This window comes from Pseudomonas fluorescens group sp. PF-1, from assembly GCF_054481335.1.
The window spans coordinates 578,618-593,028 of record NZ_JBTMNG010000001.1; the positions used below are offsets into that span (position 1 = coordinate 578,618).

At 60.3% G+C, this 14,411-nt stretch carries 14 protein-coding genes; 3 read left to right on the forward strand and 11 right to left on the reverse strand.

Going from position 1 to position 14,411, the window contains the following annotated elements:
- Positions 1 to 97: 97 nt before the first annotated feature.
- The 5 genes from ACX3YD_RS02785 to leuS form a co-directional block, all read right to left on the reverse strand.
- Positions 98 to 1,420: a lytic murein transglycosylase gene (locus tag ACX3YD_RS02785; RefSeq protein ID WP_458959222.1), complete on the reverse strand. Its 1,323-nt coding sequence runs from the start codon at positions 1,418 to 1,420 to the stop codon at positions 98 to 100.
- A gap of 62 nt (positions 1,421 to 1,482) precedes the next feature.
- Complete coding sequence (arfA, locus tag ACX3YD_RS02790) at positions 1,483 to 1,647, reverse strand: alternative ribosome rescue factor ArfA (RefSeq protein ID WP_130907713.1); 165 nt, start codon at positions 1,645 to 1,647, stop codon at positions 1,483 to 1,485.
- 211 nt (positions 1,648 to 1,858) lie between these two features.
- A complete protein-coding gene (gene holA / locus ACX3YD_RS02795) occupies positions 1,859 to 2,896 on the reverse strand; it encodes a DNA polymerase III subunit delta (protein WP_047533705.1) in 1,038 nt (345 codons plus the stop codon).
- Between the two features lie 39 nt (positions 2,897 to 2,935).
- On the reverse strand, positions 2,936 to 3,541 hold the full coding sequence (locus tag ACX3YD_RS02800) for an LPS-assembly lipoprotein LptE (protein ID WP_103403442.1): 606 nt from the start codon (positions 3,539 to 3,541) through the stop codon (positions 2,936 to 2,938).
- Between the two features lie 88 nt (positions 3,542 to 3,629).
- Positions 3,630 to 6,236, reverse strand: a complete 2,607-nt coding sequence (gene leuS, locus ACX3YD_RS02805; RefSeq protein ID WP_458959223.1) for a leucine--tRNA ligase — start codon at positions 6,234 to 6,236, stop codon at positions 3,630 to 3,632.
- A 280-nt stretch (positions 6,237 to 6,516) separates the two neighbouring features.
- On the opposite strand from leuS, the gene ACX3YD_RS02810 reads away from it, so the two are divergent.
- Together ACX3YD_RS02810 and ACX3YD_RS02815 are read left to right on the forward strand one after the other, a co-directional pair.
- Positions 6,517 to 6,837, forward strand: coding sequence for a hypothetical protein (locus ACX3YD_RS02810; RefSeq protein WP_103403444.1), 321 nt, complete (start codon positions 6,517 to 6,519; stop codon positions 6,835 to 6,837).
- Positions 6,838 to 6,942: 105 nt separating this feature from the next.
- Positions 6,943 to 7,704, forward strand: coding sequence for a YdcF family protein (locus ACX3YD_RS02815; RefSeq protein ID WP_103403445.1), 762 nt, complete (start codon positions 6,943 to 6,945; stop codon positions 7,702 to 7,704).
- Positions 7,705 to 7,780: 76 nt separating this feature from the next.
- On the opposite strand, the gene lnt is transcribed toward ACX3YD_RS02815, so the two are convergent.
- The 5 genes from lnt to miaB form a co-directional block, all read right to left on the reverse strand.
- Entirely contained in the window at positions 7,781 to 9,304 is a 1,524-nt protein-coding gene (lnt, locus tag ACX3YD_RS02820; RefSeq protein WP_458959224.1) for an apolipoprotein N-acyltransferase, read from the reverse strand.
- A gap of 15 nt (positions 9,305 to 9,319) precedes the next feature.
- Complete coding sequence (locus ACX3YD_RS02825) at positions 9,320 to 10,159, reverse strand: HlyC/CorC family transporter (RefSeq protein WP_046028710.1); 840 nt, start codon at positions 10,157 to 10,159, stop codon at positions 9,320 to 9,322.
- A gap of 5 nt (positions 10,160 to 10,164) precedes the next feature.
- Positions 10,165 to 10,659 (reverse strand): rRNA maturation RNase YbeY, encoded by a 495-nt coding sequence (ybeY, locus tag ACX3YD_RS02830; RefSeq protein ID WP_047533696.1) that lies wholly within the window; start codon positions 10,657 to 10,659, stop codon positions 10,165 to 10,167.
- Positions 10,652 to 11,656 (reverse strand): PhoH family protein, encoded by a 1,005-nt coding sequence (locus tag ACX3YD_RS02835; protein WP_047533695.1) that lies wholly within the window; start codon positions 11,654 to 11,656, stop codon positions 10,652 to 10,654. The genes ybeY and ACX3YD_RS02835 overlap by 8 nt, the downstream gene beginning before the upstream one ends.
- Positions 11,657 to 11,869: 213 nt before the next feature.
- Positions 11,870 to 13,198, reverse strand: coding sequence for a tRNA (N6-isopentenyl adenosine(37)-C2)-methylthiotransferase MiaB (miaB, locus tag ACX3YD_RS02840; protein ID WP_178083105.1), 1,329 nt, complete (start codon positions 13,196 to 13,198; stop codon positions 11,870 to 11,872).
- A gap of 135 nt (positions 13,199 to 13,333) precedes the next feature.
- Here miaB and ACX3YD_RS02845 point away from each other — a divergent pair, with 135 nt between their 5' ends.
- Entirely contained in the window at positions 13,334 to 13,663 is a 330-nt protein-coding gene (locus ACX3YD_RS02845; protein WP_003185742.1) for a DUF1820 family protein, read from the forward strand.
- Between the two features lie 68 nt (positions 13,664 to 13,731).
- On the opposite strand, the gene ACX3YD_RS02850 is transcribed toward ACX3YD_RS02845, so the two are convergent.
- Positions 13,732 to 14,286 carry a tetratricopeptide repeat protein gene (locus ACX3YD_RS02850; protein WP_103403450.1) on the reverse strand — a complete coding sequence of 185 codons (555 nt, stop codon included), beginning with the start codon at positions 14,284 to 14,286 and terminating at the stop codon, positions 13,732 to 13,734.
- Positions 14,287 to 14,411 lie beyond the last annotated feature (125 nt).

The window sequence follows — 14,411 nt, forward strand, 5'->3', positions numbered from 1 at the left end:
ACAAGTCGCCATCGCGGGCAAGTCCCCCACGGGCATCAAGGTGAATGCAGTATTTGCACGCAACTTGATGTCAGTGGGGGGCTTGCCCGCGACGCTTTCAGCGGCTGCGAAGACCTTCCAGCAACTTGTGCGTCGGGTAACCATCGGCGGGCCAGCCGAATGACTGCTGGGCGCTGCGGATCGCCTTGCGCGTGTTGGCGCCGATGATGCCGTCGGCAGTGCCCGCATCGTAGTTTTGCGCGCTCAGCAGGTTTTGCAGTTCAATGCGCTCGGTACGGCTCAATGGCAAATCATCTTTCGGCCAGGAGCCGTTGATCAGGCCCGCACCGTTGAAACGCTCGGACAACAGGCTCACCGCCAGGGCGTAGGACGAAGAGTTGTTGTACTTGAGGATCGCCCGGAAGTTATCGAGCACGAGGAATGCCGGACCGCGATAGCCGGCTGGCAGCAGCAAGGCCGCAGACAGTTGCTCGGTGCCTGCCGGGACCTGCCCGCCATTGGGCAGTGTGATGCCCAGTTGGCGCCATTCGGTGACACTTTTACGAATTGTGCCGTCAGCCAGCATGTAATTGAAGTTGCCCGGCAGTTGCACCTCGAAGCCCCATGGCTGGCCTTTCTGCCATCCGGAGCTTTGCAGGTAATGCGCGGTCGACGCGAGGGCGTCGCTGGCACTGCCCCAGATATCTCGGCGACCGTCGCCATCGAAGTCCACGGCGTGGGTGTTGTAGGTGGTCGGGATGAACTGGGTCTGGCCCATGGCGCCGGCCCAGGAGCCGAGCATTTTCTCCGGTTCGATGTCACCTTGTTGCAGAATCTGCAGGGCTGCGATCAATTGCGCGTGAGCGAAGCCCGGGCGCCGGCCTTCATAGGCCAGGGTCGCCAGTGAGTTGATCACCGACTTGTTGCCCTGGAATTGGCCGAAGTTACTTTCCATGCCCCATACCGCCACCAGTGCCTGGCGATCGACGCCGTAACGCTGCTCGATGCTTTGCAGGATGCCGTCGTATTGGCTGACCAGTGCCTGGCCTTTGCGCACCCGCAGTGGCGACAGGGCGCCGTCCAGGTATTCCCATACTGGCCGGGTGAATTCCGGTTGGCTGCGGTCGGCACGAATCACGCTGGGGTCGAAGCTGACGTTGGCGAAGGCGCGATCGAAGAGGTCGGCGCGAATACCGGCGGCCAGGGCGTCCTTGCGGAAACCGGCCTGCCATTCGGCGAAGGTCTGGGTCGGCTGGATGTCGAGATTGTCGTCGCTTGGTACCACGGGTGCTACCACTGCAGGGGCGGTGGTGACAGGAAGGGTCTGAAGCGGCTGGGCGTCGGCGGCGGTGGGTTTTTCCGCGCAGGCGACTAGCAAAATGAGGCTGGAGGCAGCTATCAATTGGCGCAGGTGCCAACGACGGGAAAGACAAAGGGGCATGCACGGGTCCAGGGAAAACGGATCAGGTGCAGACCTTAACATGTTGAGCGGATGCATGCCTTTCAGGCTGCCAGAAAGTAAGAAGCCTCCCAGCTTTTAGACTGGAAGGCTTCGCGGCGGTAGCTGCCTTTGCCCTTGCCGGCTCGTTCCTGACGGCTGCGGAACAATGGCTGGGCGATGATGGATTTGGCCTTGTTGGGGCCGCGTTTGGACGGCTTTTTGCTCATGATGGATGCTCGCAAGTGAGTGGTTTTTGCGGAGCAAATCATCGGCTGAAGTTGGGGTTCTGTCTATAGGGCAGGTTGTCAGTAAACACGCCGTACCCTGTAGGAGCGAGCCTGCTCGCGATGGAGTCAGGAACACTGCGGAGAACCAGACTCCCCGCGTTATCGTTAACGACCATCGCGAGCAGGCACGCTCCTACAGGGGGAGGCGGAATTACTCGGCAGGCAGCGTGAGGCGCTGGCCCGCCATCAATAACGTCAACCGACTCAGGCTCATCCAGGGCGAGCCGGCGGCCTGGCCCTTGATCTGTGCATCGATGCGCTGCGCTTCGAGTAGCAACTGCGCCCAGCGTTGCGCCGAATAACGTTGCAGGGCTTTGCTCATCAGCGGCTTGCGCTTGTCCCAGACAGGTGGTTTGGCCTGGCTGAAGGCTTTGTCCAGTGGAGTTCCCTGGCTGTATTGCAACGAGATATTGGCCAGCAGGCGCAGTTCCCGGGCCAGCGCCCAGAGAATGACCGGCGGTTCGACGCCTTCCCCGCGCAGCCCTTCGAGCATGCGCAGGGCATGGGCGGCTTCGCCGTTGAGAATTGCATCGGTCAGCCCGAAGACATCGAAGCGCGCACTGTCGGCCACCGCGGCCTGCACGGTTTCGATCGTGATCTGACCACCTTCGGCCATCAGCTTGAGTTTTTCGATTTCCTGGGCGGCGGCCAGCAAGTTGCCTTCGACCCGCGCTGCGATCAGCTCGACCGCGTCCTGACTGGCGGAAAGCCCGGCCTGGGACAGTCGCTGTCGGATCCAGCTCGGCAACTGGCTGACATCCACCGGCCAGATCTGCACGAACTGGGTTTGCTGGCCTTCGACCAACGCCTTGCCCCACTTGGTTTTCTGCGCGCTGCCATCGAGCTTTGGAAGGCTGATCAACAGCACCGTGTCTTCGGCCGGTCGCGAGCAGTACTCGATGAGAGCCGCGGCGCCCTTGTCACCGGGCTTGCCGGAGGGCAGACGCAGTTCCAGCAGGCGTTTTTCGGCGAACAGCGACATGCTGGCACCGGCTTGCAGCAGCGTACCCCAGTCGAAACTGGCATCGGCGGCAAAGACCTGGCGTTCATCAAAACCTTGTTGGCGAGCGGCAGCGCGGATGGCGTCGGCGGCTTCCTGACACAGCAAGGGGTCGTCGCCACTGATGACGTAGACCGGCGCGAGGGCACCTTGCAGGTGCTTTGCGAGTTGGGCGGGGGCGAGTTTCATAGGCGAGGGCGAACGGGGCGCCTGAGCGCCCCGCAAGTCTTACTGCTTCGGCAGTTCGAGAGGCGACTGACGCGGCGTTTCCGCTTCAGCCTTCTGCGCCGCTTCCAGCGCCGCGGCTTCAGCCTTGGCCCTGGCATCGGCAGTTTGCTGCAACTGATCGAGCTGGGCCGGGGTCAGTTGTTGCAGGCGCAGCATCATGCGCTGAATCAGCTCGCGGCGGGTTTCGCCCCGGGCTGTTGCAGCTTCCTGGTCGGAACCTACCAGGTTGTTGCCGTCGTGCATGAAGATCTTCTGAACTTCAAGTTTGTCGCTCAGCAGATCCAGGTTGTTCTGACCACGGATGTCGTAGTTGAGGACAGTGGTGACCTGGTATTCGCCAGTACGACCGGCGCCGGCGTAACTGAGGATGCGCTGGTTTTCCTGCTCATCGGTCAGCACCAGTTTGTAAGGTGCACCGGTGTAGACCTTGACGCCGCTGCTTTCCAGCACCTGGCGCATTTGCGTCACGGTTTCGCCGTAGGCGTTGCGCGCGCTCAGGTCGAGCTCCTTGATCGCCAGTTCTGTAGTGCCGGTGCCACGCAGCTGGAAACCGCAGGCGCTCAGCAGGACCGCAAGGCCCATCACCAGCAAATTGCGTTTGATCATTGTGTTGCTCCCCTTGAAACCATGTGGGCCGATCATGCGGCCCGAAAGGTTTTACGCGGCGCCAGGCATGACCTGGCGCCTGATCCAATTAGCTGGCGACGATGTTGACCAGTTTCCCGGGCACCACGATCACTTTCCGAATGGTCAGACCGTCGACGAAACGCAGCACGTTCTCGTTGGCGCGTGCGGCGGCTTCGACTTCTTCACGGCTGGCGCTGGCCGGCATGTCGATATGGCCGCGCAATTTGCCGTTGACCTGGATCACCAGTTGCAGGCTGTCCTGTACCAGCGCGCTCTCGTCCAGCACTGGCCAGGCGGCGTCGATCACCGGTTCGGCGTGACCGAGTTGATTCCACAGCTCGTGACTGATGTGCGGGGTGATCGGGGCCAGCAGCAGGGTCACGGTTTCCAGGCCTTCCTGAACCAGTGCGCGATCCTGCCCGGTGCCTTGCGGGGCTTTTTCCAGCACGTTCATCAGCGTCATCACCTGGGCGATGGCGGTGTTGAATTTGTGGTTCTGGCCGACGTCGTGGCTGGCCTGCTTGATGGCCTGGTGGATCGAGCGGCGAATGGCTTTCTGCTCGTCGTTCAGGCTGGCCACGTCGAGCTTGCCCGGCAGTCCCTGAGTGACGTGCGCTTGAGCCAGGCGCCAGACGCGCTTGAGGAAGCGGTGCGAACCTTCCACCCCGGAGTCGGACCATTCCGCGCTCATGTCCGGTGGCGAGGCGAACATCATGAACAGGCGGCAAGTGTCTGCGCCGAACTGATCGATCATCGACTGTGGGTCAACGCCGTTGTTCTTGGACTTGGCCATCTTCTCGGTGCCGCCGATTTCCACCGGCAGGCCGTCGGATTTCAGTTTGGCGCTGATGACCTTGGCCTTGCTGTCGCGTTCGAGTTCCACGTCCGCCGGGTTGAACCAGGTGTAGGCACCGTTGGCTTCGCGACGATAGTAAGTCTCGGCGATCACCATGCCCTGGGTCAGCAGGTTCTTGAACGGTTCGTTGGAGCTCACCAGGCCTTCGTCGCGCATCAGCTTGTGGAAGAAGCGCGCATAGAGCAGGTGAAGAATCGCGTGTTCGATACCGCCAATGTACTGATCCACCGGCAGCCAGTGGTCAGCCGCGGATTTTTCCACCAGGCCACCTTCAAAGTGCGGCGAGGCGTAGCGGGCGTAGTACCACGAGGACTCGACGAAGGTGTCCATGGTGTCGGTTTCACGCTTGGCAGGCTGGCCGCATTTCGGGCAGCTGCACTCGTAGAACTCGGGCATGCGCGCCAGTGGCGAGCCGGCGCCGTCGGGTACGACGTCTTCCGGCAGCACGACCGGCAGTTGATCTTCCGGTACCGGCACGTCACCGCAGGTATCGCAGTGAATGATCGGGATCGGGCAGCCCCAGTAGCGTTGACGGCTGATGCCCCAGTCGCGCAGACGGAACTGGGTGCGCGAGGCGCCGAGGTTTTTCTTGATCAGTGCCACTTCAATGGCGTCGAAGGCGCCGGCGAAGTCGAGGCCGTCGAATTCGCCGGAGTTGATCAGCGTGCCGTGTTCGCCATAGGCGTCCTGCCACGGTGCCGGGTTGACGTCACCGGAGCTGGTGCGTACCACGGATTTGACCGGCAGGTTGTACTTGTGGGCGAATTCGAAATCGCGTTCGTCGTGGGCTGGAACGGCCATCACCGCGCCATCGCCGTAATGCATCAGCACGTAGTTAGCGACCCAGACCGGCAGCTTTTCACCGGTCAGCGGGTGTTCGACGAACAGGCCGGTCGGAACTCCTTTCTTCTCCTGGGTGGCGACATCGGCTTCGGCGACGCTGCCGCCCTTGCATTCAGCGATGAACGCCTGCAACTCAGGATTGTTTTGCGCGGCCAGGGTGGCCAGGTGGTGCTCGGCGGCCACGGCGACGTAGGTCGCGCCCATCAGGGTGTCCGGACGGGTGGTGAAGACTTTCAGTGCGCCGGCTTCGCCGATGGAATCGACGTTGTACGGGAACTGCACTTCCATGCCGCGGGATTTGCCAATCCAGTTGCGCTGCATGGTCTTGACCTGTTCAGGCCAGCCAGTCAGCTCGTCGAGACTCTCCAGCAGTTCATCCGCGTAGGCGGTGATCTTGAAGTAGTACATCGGGATTTCGCGCTTCTCGATCAGCGCGCCGGAACGCCAGCCGCGACCGTCGATGACCTGCTCGTTGGCCAGGACGGTCTGATCGACCGGGTCCCAGTTCACGGTGCCGTTCTTGCGGTAGATCACGCCTTTTTCGAACAGGCGGGTGAACAGCCATTGTTCCCAGCGGTAGTAGTCAGGCTTGCAGGTGGTCACTTCGCGCGACCAGTCCACCGCCAGGCCCAGGCTGCGCAGCTGGTTTTTCATGTAGGCGATGTTTTCGTAGGTCCACTTGGCGGGCGCTACGTTGTTCTTCATCGCGGCGTTTTCCGCCGGCATGCCGAAGGCGTCCCAACCCATGGGTTGCAGGACGTTCTTGCCTTGCATGCGCTGATAGCGGGAGATCACGTCGCCGATGGTGTAGTTGCGCACGTGCCCCATGTGTAGCTTGCCGCTGGGGTAAGGGAACATCGACAGGCAGTAATAAGTCTCCTTGCCTGGCTGTTCACTGACTTCAAAGGACTTTTGCTCGTCCCAGAACGATTGGGCGGCGGCTTCGATTTCACGGGGCTGATATTGTTCGTGCATGGCTACTTTTGAACTGAATAGGGGTGGCCTAATCCTCTTCAATGCGACGCTGGACGGTGAATGCGCCAATTCGGCGTTTCGGTGCCCAGGCGAGCTGGAAGTGGAGTTACAGGAAGCGCCGTAGCATACATGACCGCACTCTATCGAGGGAAACCCTGATTACTGTCGCGCGTCTCGCAAAAAACGCTACGAGGGCCGTTGGTCGCGGCGTTCAGTTGGTTTGTTCATGGAAGCTAAGCTCTAACTGGGGAGTAGGTTTTATCTTCCAATGAGGTGAGGGATGGTTGATTCACAGCAAAAAGCTACAAAACCGGAGTTATATGGAAGACTGATAGATCGTCTTGGAATGGCCCTGGAAGCGGCAAAAACCGCAGGCCGGTTGCGTGATGAGCGTCCGCTTGAGCTGGAATTGCGTGGCCTGAGCCCCGCAGAGTTTGCTCTGGTCAAGGCGTATCTGGATCGTTGTGAGCGTGAAACGCACGGATGCTTGTCCGAGGCAGTGAAGCAACTTGATGCGCCGCATTCAGCCAAGATCATCTGGCTCAAGGACAAAACACCCGGCAGAGACGCGGTAAAGGTCCGGTCTCTGCATTGCAAGTAAGGCATATCGTCATGCTCCCGGGTTTTTCGAAGCATAGCCTTTCCATATTGATTGTCGCATTACGTCAACCCACTTAGGCTTCGAGCATCTTCATGGAGATGCTCGATGCCTTTTCGTTATTTCTTAAAACAACTTCTGTTGCCGCCGGGCATTCTGTTGCTATTGCTGGCGCTTGCCTGGTGGTGGCGCCGTTCAAGGCCGAGGCTCGCTGCTGTGTGCTTTACCCTGGGCTTGGGCGGCTTCTGGCTGATGAGCTTGCCCATCGTGGTGCAATGGGGCGCCGAGCTGTTGGAGCGCGAGCCGCCGTTGGCGCGCGAGGAGTGGGCCACTTTGGCTCGGCATGCCGATGCGATCGTGGTATTGGGTTCGGGGCGCGAGCGGGGCGATCCGGCATGGGGTGCGGATCAGCCGACGGGCGTGGGCCTGGAGCGCGAACGCTATGCGGCGCGCCTGGCCAAGGCCTCGGGCTTGCCAGTGCTGACCAGTGGCGGCCTGCATTACGGCACGCCGCCGACCGAGGCCCGATTGATGGCCGACTCGTTGCACGATGATTTCGGCGTCACTGTTCGATGGCAGGAAGGGCGCAGCCGTACGACCTGGGAAAACGCGCAATTCAGCGCCGAAGTATTGTTGCCTGAAGGCATCAAGCGCGTGGTGGTGGTGACTCAGGCCTGGCACATGCCGCGAGCTGTCTGGAGCTTCCAGAAGGCAGGGTTTGAAGTGGTGCCTGCGCCCGTGGGGTTTTTAGGCGTGGACAATGCCCGGCCGCTGGGTGGCTGGATGCCGGAATTCAAGTCGATCTGGCAGAGCGGGCAGTTGCTGAATGAAGCGGTGGGGCAGGTGGGGTATTCGTTGTTCTACCGATAGCGAGGGCTGGCCAACACCCTGCGGTGAGGGAGTGTGCTCCCTCACCACAAAAAGCCCTCTGTCCAGGGGCCGCAAGTCAGACCGTTTTGGCCATCCGGCTGGCAATCAGTGCCCAGCCAAACAACAGCACGCAAACAATGATCAACGGCCACGAACGCCATTGAAGATAAGGCGTCAGGTTGTGCATCGGCACCACTTCGCCATACAGGATGCCGCGCTCGAACTGCGGGATCTGCGCGGTGATCTGGCCGAACGGGTTGATCAGGCCAGTCACGCCGTTGTTGGTGGCGCGGATCATCCAGCGTCCGGCCTCCAGCGCGCGCATTTGCGCCATCTGCAAGTGTTGCAGCGGACCGATCGAGGTGCCGAACCAGGTATCGTTGCTGATGGTCAGCAGCAAATCGCTTTGTGCCGCGAGGCCGGCAGCGAACTCCGGATACACCACTTCGTAGCAGATGAACGGCGCAATCTGGTAACCCTTGGCCTGCAACATGGCCTGGTCGGCCGGGCCTCGGGCAAAGTCCGACATCGGCAGGTCGAAGAAGGCGATCAAGCCGCGCAGCACATCCTGCAGTGGAACGTATTCGCCAAACGGCACCAATTTCTGCTTGAGGTATGTGCCGTCGCCTTCACCGACCACGGTGATGCCGTTGTAGAAACGTTTTTCGTGGTGGACCATCTGGCGAATCGGCACGCCGGTAATCAACGCCGAGTGACGTTCTGCGGCAAAATTCCCCATCATGTTCAGGTAGCCCTCGGCGGACTCCTTGAGTACCGGGACCGCGGTTTCCGGCCAGATCAGCAGGTCGACGCGTTTGGAGCTGAAGCTCATGTCGCGATAAAGCGCCAGTTGTGCATTGAGCTGCGCCGGGTCCCACTTCATGCTCTGCTCTATATTGCCCTGGATCGCCGCGACACTCAGTGGTGCGCCCGAAGGGCTGGTCCAGGCGTGGTGTTTGAGTGCCATGCCGGCGACCCAGGGGCCGACCAGCAGCACGGCGCCAGCCACGATGAAGCCTTTACGACCCGTGCGCACCAGGCGCATACCGTTGTAGATCAGCGCAGCGGTCAGGGCCAGGGTGAAGGAAATCAGCCACATACCGCCAACGGGGGCGAGCCCCGTCAGTGGGCCATCGAGCTGGCTGTAGCCGGAATACAGCCACGGGAAGCCGGTCAGGAACCAGCCGCGGAACGCCTCCTGGCCTACCCACAGCGCGGCGAATGCAAGGGCGTCGGCCAGTGGCGCTTCGTTGCGTCGTAGCCAGCGCGCCCAGAGCCAGGCGGGCAGCGCAAAGAACCAGGCAATCGCCGCCGTGAACAGCAGCATCAGGAACCCGGCCAGCAACACCGAAGCGCCACCGAAGTTGTGAATGCTGTAGTAGATCCAGCTGGTACCGGCGCCGAACAGGCCAAAACCGAAACACCAGCCACGGCCGAGTGACTGGCGAGGGCTCAGTTCGCGCAGACCGGCATAAAAAAGGCCGACCGCCAGCAGTGCCAAGGGCCAGATATCGAACGGCGCCAGGGCCAGGGTGGTGATTGCACCGGCCGCCACGGCCAGCAGGTTACCGGGCCAGCCGGGGCGGGTAGTCCAGCGCATTTCTATCCTTAATATTTACCGGGCGATGGGCGTCAAGCGCAGCAGATGAATCCGACGACTGTCGGCATTCAGGATGCGGAAGCGATAGGGGCCGATTTCGGTGATTTCGTTGCGTTTTGGCAGGTGCCCGAATGCACTCATCACCAGGCCGCCGACGGTGTCGAATTCGTCATCGGAGAATTCACTGTCGAAGAACTCGTTGAAGTTCTCGATCGGCGTCAGGGCCTTGATCAGGAAATCACCGCTTGGCAGCGGCTTGATGTAGCTGTCTTCTTCGACATCGTGTTCGTCTTCGATGTCGCCCACAATCTGTTCGAGCACGTCTTCGATGGTCACCAGGCCCGCCACGCCGCCGTATTCGTCAATGACGATGGCCATGTGGTTATGGTTGGCGCGGAACTCGCGCAGCAGCACGTTCAAGCGCTTGGACTCCGGCACGAATGTGGCCGGGCGCAGCAGATCCTTGATATTGAAGCTGTCGCCGTTCTCCCGAAGGATCAACGGCAGCAAGTCCTTGGCCAGCAACACGCCCATCACGTCATCGTGGCTCTCGCCGATCACCGGGTAGCGGGAGTGGGCCGAGTCGACCACGGCGGGCAGGAACTCGCGGGGTGTCTGGGTCGCCTTGATGCTGACCATCTGCGAGCGCGGGACCATGATGTCCCGTACTTGCAGGTCAGCGACCTGGATGGCGCCTTCGACGATGGCCAGCGCTTCGCTGTCCAGCAGTTTGTTTTGGTGTGCGTCGCGCAGCAGCTCCAGCAGCTCCTGGCGGTTTTTCGGCTCATGGGCAAAAGCCTGGGTGAGCTTACCCAGCCAGGACTTTTGCCCGTTGCTCGATCGATCTTCGCTCATAGCGATTACTCTGAATCCTTTGTTGTAACGGTTGGGGATGTTTCGGTTTCGTCGTCCGCGTACGGATCGGGATAGCCCAATTCTGCAAGCAACGTTCGTTCCAGTGCTTCCATTTCCTCGGCTTCGTCGTCATCTATATGGTCGTATCCCAGTAGATGCAAGCAGCCGTGAATCACCAGATGAGCCCAGTGGGCCTTGAGTTCCTTGCCCTGTTCGGCGGCTTCGCGCTCGACCACGGCCACGCAGATCACCAGATCGCCCAGCAACGGGATGTCGAGAAACTCGTCGGGTACGTCGGCAGGGAATGACAGGACGTTAGTGGCGTAATCCTTCTGCCGCCAGGTGTGATTCAGTTCGCGGCCTTCGGCTTCGTCGACCAGACGAATGGTCATCTCGGAGTCGGCGCTGCGCTGGCGCAGGGCCAATTCGCACCATTGGCGGAACTCGGCCTCGCCGGGGGCGGGCGCCTGGGTAGCCAGTTGCAGATCAAGCTCAAGCATCGCGGCGGCTGTCCTTTGGTGCTTCATCGGTCACGCGGTTCTCGAAGCGCTCATAGGCTTCGACAATGCGCTGCACCAACGGATGACGCACGACGTCCTTGGGCATGAAATGGGTAAAGCTGATGCCTGGCACGTCTTTGAGCACTTCGATCACATGGTGCAGCCCGGATTTGGTGCCTTTGGGCAGGTCGACCTGGGTGATGTCACCGGTGATGACGGCGGTAGAGCCGAAGCCGATCCGGGTCAGGAACATTTTCATTTGCTCGACCGTGGTGTTCTGGCTTTCGTCGAGGATGATGAAGCTGTTGTTCAGCGTGCGCCCGCGCATATAAGCCAAGGGGGCGACTTCGATCACCTGGCGTTCGATCAGTTTGGCGACGTATTCGAAGCCGAGCATCTCGTAGAGCGCGTCGTACAGCGGGCGCAAATACGGGTCGATCTTCTGGGACAGATCCCCAGGCAGGAAGCCGAGTTTCTCACCGGCTTCGACCGCTGGACGCACCAACAGAATGCGGCGGATCTGCTCGCGTTCCAGTGCATCGACCGCGCAGGCAACCGCCAGATAGGTCTTGCCGGTACCGGCCGGACCAATGCCGAAGTTGATGTCGTTGCCGAGGATTTCCTTCACGTAGCGCAACTGATTCAAGCCGCGAGGGCGAATCATGCCTTTCTTGGTGCGCAGGGCGACGGAGGCTTCGGCAGGGGCGTGATTGTCCAGCTCTTCAACGGCCGATTCCTGCAGGAACAGGTGAACCATGTCCGGCGACAGCTCCGTACCCTTGGTTTCCCGGTACAGGCGGCGCAGCAGGTTTTCCGCAGAGGTGGTGTGCTTGGGTTCGCCGATCAGCTCGAACTGATTGCCGCGGTTGCGGATCTCGATGGTCAGGCGCTGTTCGATCAAGCGCAGATGCTCGTCGAATTGCCCGCACAAATTGGCGAAGCGGCGAGCTTCAAAAGGCTCGAGGATAAAACGATGTGGTTCGATGGGTGCGTTCAAGGTCGTATTTAGCCGCCCTGGGGCAATAGTGATGAGTTCAAGGATAGCGCCAGTGGCGTGGGTGCGAAAGCTCTTAAATGGATCAACCCATTCTCAAGAACAATGCATTTCACTGTGGGAGCTGGCTTGCCAGCGATGGCGATGTAACTGGCGACATCGTTGTCGGGCTTGCTGGCCCTATCGTTGGCAAGCCTGCTCCCACAGGGATCGGTGTTATTGAATCAGCGAGCCTCGCAGCGAGTGCGGCTGTGCGGCATCGATGTGCACGTCGGCAAACTGACCGATCAGGGTCGGATTGTCACACTTGAAGTTGACGATTCGATTATTTTCGGTCCGGCCTTGCAGCTCTCCGGGGTCTTTTTTCGAATAATCGGTGACCAGAATCCGCTGGATCGACCCGACCATTTGTCGGCTGATTTCGAAGCCTTGTTGGTTCAGGCGATGTTGCAAGGCGTTCAAGCGCTCTTTTTTCAGCTCTTCGGGGGTGTCGTCTGCCAGATCGGCGGCTGGAGTACCTGGACGCTGGCTATAGACGAACGAATAGGAAAAGTCGAAGCCGACGTCCTGGATCAGTTTCATGGTCTGTTCGAAGTCTTTTTCCGTCTCGCCGGGGAAACCGACGATGAAGTCCGAACTGATGCAGATGCCCGGTACGGCCGCGCGCAGCTTGCGCAGTTTGGATTTGTATTCCAGCGCGGTGTGGTTGCGCTTCATCGCCGCGAGGATGCGGTCCGAGCCTGACTGCACTGGCAAATGCAGGTGTTTCACCAGTTCCGGCACCTCGGCGTGGGCCTGGATCAGGCTGTCGGAGAATTCCAGCGGGTGCGAGGTGGTGTAGCGGATGCGGTCGATGCCATCGATGGCGGCGACCACGCGGATCAGCTCGGCCAGATCGGCCAGGCGACCGTCGTGCGTGGTGCCGCGATAACCGTTGACGTTCTGCCCCAGCAAGGTGACTTCGCGCACGCCGTTTTCAGCCAGGTGAATGATCTCGGCGATCACGTCGTCGAATGGCCGGCTCACTTCTTCACCGCGGGTGTACGGCACCACGCAGAAGGTGCAGTACTTGCTGCAGCCTTCCATCACCGACACGTAAGCGCTGGGGCCATCGATGCGCGGCTCGGGCAAGTGGTCGAATTTTTCGATTTCCGGGAAAGAAACGTCGACCTGCGGCAGCTTGCTGATGCGTGCGGCGTCGATCATTTCCGGCAGGCGGTGCAAGGTCTGCGGGCCGAAGACGACGTCCACGTAGGGCGCGCGATCTCGAATGGCGGCGCCTTCCTGGCTGGCCACGCAACCGCCGACGGCGATGACCATGTCCGGGTTGGCGAGTTTCAGTTCGCGCCAGCGGCCGAGCTGAGAGTAGACACGATCCTGAGCCCGTTCGCGGATCGAGCAGGTGTTGAGCAGGATCACGTCGGCGTCTTCAGCACGCGCGGTGACTTCCAGGGCCTGGTGTTCGCCCAGCAGATCGACCATGCGCGAGCTGTCGTACTCGTTCATCTGGCAACCGTGGGTTTCGATGTAAAGCTTCTTGGCCATGGAAAGAGTCATCACGTGATTCAAAGAACCGCGCATTATAGGGAACATGCACCCAGGTTCCTACCGCTGCGCGTCCGACGGCTATGCTATAGTTCGCGCCCTCTTTTTTATCCCTCGATGTGTTACCCGCCCACCATGACCAAACGTGAAGCTCCAATCTACAAGGTGATTTTCCTCAACCAGGGCCAGGTGTTCGAAATGTACGCCAAGCAGATCTATCAAAGTGATCTGTGGGGCTTTCTGGAAGTGGAAGAGTTCGTCTTTGGCGAGCGCACGCAAGTGGTCGTCGATCCGAGCGAAGAGAAGCTCAAGGCTCAGTTCGAAGGCGTGGTGCGCAGTTTTGTGCCCATGCATTCGATCGTGCGCATCGACGAAGTCGAGCGCCTGGGCACGCCGAAAATCAGCGAAGCCCGTGGCGCGGTCGGCAATGTCATGCCGTTTCCGATGCCGATGCCTGAGAAGTAAGGTTTCGTGACCGAGTCGTCCCCATCGCGAGCTTGCTCGCGATGGGGCCAGAAAAATCGGTACAGAACTTAAGGCAACGGCGCGAACGGCGTACGCCCATCGGCGCTCTGCAATTCCATCAAATACTTACGGAAAATTTGCCCCAGCACCTGAGTGGCGACTTCCAGTTCTTCGCGAGGCATCTTTTCGGTGACTTCGTCGGCAGTGTCCAGCGCATCTTCGTCGCCATTGACCGCAGCCATTTTCAGAAGGATATACGCCTGAACGTTATTGGCCGGCACGCCTTCACCGTGGAAAAACATGGTGCCGAGTTTGAATTGCGCCTGGGCGTGGCCTTGCAGCGAGGCCTTTTCGAAATAGCTCAGGGCTTGATTGAGGTCGCGCGGGGCGTTTTTGCCTTCGTAGTAAAACTCACCCAACTCGTATTGCGCTTGGGCATCCCCTTCATCCGACGCTTTCTGGCAGGCGGCGAGTGCCTGTGCCAGGTCTTGCGGCTGGGTATTGAGGGTGCAGCGACCCATCGCTGGGATTAACAACGAGTTACCGCCTGCTTGTGCGAGCGCGAGCAGGGGCTGAAGGAGCAACAGGCAGCCCAGTGAAAGGGCGCGGCCGGTGCGGTTCATGGGAATCGACTTACCTCTGAAGGGCGCGCGGACCCATCGAGGGGATCCAATAAGCGCGCATTATGAAATAAGCAGGGCCAACCTTACAAAGTCTTTACTCGTTTTTCTGCTGCGCGGGAAATATA

What these genes read in the sequence shown, in the direction of transcription:
- ACX3YD_RS02800 (WP_103403442.1), bottom strand. Translation starts at nt 3,541, where the DNA reads ATGATCAAACGCAATTTGCTGGTGATGGGCCTTGCGGTCCTGCTGAGC.
- miaB (WP_178083105.1), bottom strand. Translation starts at nt 13,198, where the DNA reads ATGGCCAAGAAGCTTTACATCGAAACCCACGGTTGCCAGATGAACGAG.
- lnt (WP_458959224.1), bottom strand. Translation starts at nt 9,304, where the DNA reads ATGCGCTGGACTACCCGCCCCGGCTGGCCCGGTAACCTGCTGGCCGTG.
- arfA (WP_130907713.1), bottom strand. Translation starts at nt 1,647, where the DNA reads ATGAGCAAAAAGCCGTCCAAACGCGGCCCCAACAAGGCCAAATCCATC.
- ACX3YD_RS02810 (WP_103403444.1), top strand. Translation starts at nt 6,517, where the DNA reads ATGGTTGATTCACAGCAAAAAGCTACAAAACCGGAGTTATATGGAAGA.
- ybeY (WP_047533696.1), bottom strand. Translation starts at nt 10,659, where the DNA reads ATGCTTGAGCTTGATCTGCAACTGGCTACCCAGGCGCCCGCCCCCGGC.
- holA (WP_047533705.1), bottom strand. Translation starts at nt 2,896, where the DNA reads ATGAAACTCGCCCCCGCCCAACTCGCAAAGCACCTGCAAGGTGCCCTC.
- ACX3YD_RS02850 (WP_103403450.1), bottom strand. Translation starts at nt 14,286, where the DNA reads ATGAACCGCACCGGCCGCGCCCTTTCACTGGGCTGCCTGTTGCTCCTT.
- ACX3YD_RS02845 (WP_003185742.1), top strand. Translation starts at nt 13,334, where the DNA reads ATGACCAAACGTGAAGCTCCAATCTACAAGGTGATTTTCCTCAACCAG.
- ACX3YD_RS02825 (WP_046028710.1), bottom strand. Translation starts at nt 10,159, where the DNA reads ATGAGCGAAGATCGATCGAGCAACGGGCAAAAGTCCTGGCTGGGTAAG.
- ACX3YD_RS02815 (WP_103403445.1), top strand. Translation starts at nt 6,943, where the DNA reads ATGCCTTTTCGTTATTTCTTAAAACAACTTCTGTTGCCGCCGGGCATT.
- ACX3YD_RS02785 (WP_458959222.1), bottom strand. Translation starts at nt 1,420, where the DNA reads ATGCCCCTTTGTCTTTCCCGTCGTTGGCACCTGCGCCAATTGATAGCT.
- leuS (WP_458959223.1), bottom strand. Translation starts at nt 6,236, where the DNA reads ATGCACGAACAATATCAGCCCCGTGAAATCGAAGCCGCCGCCCAATCG.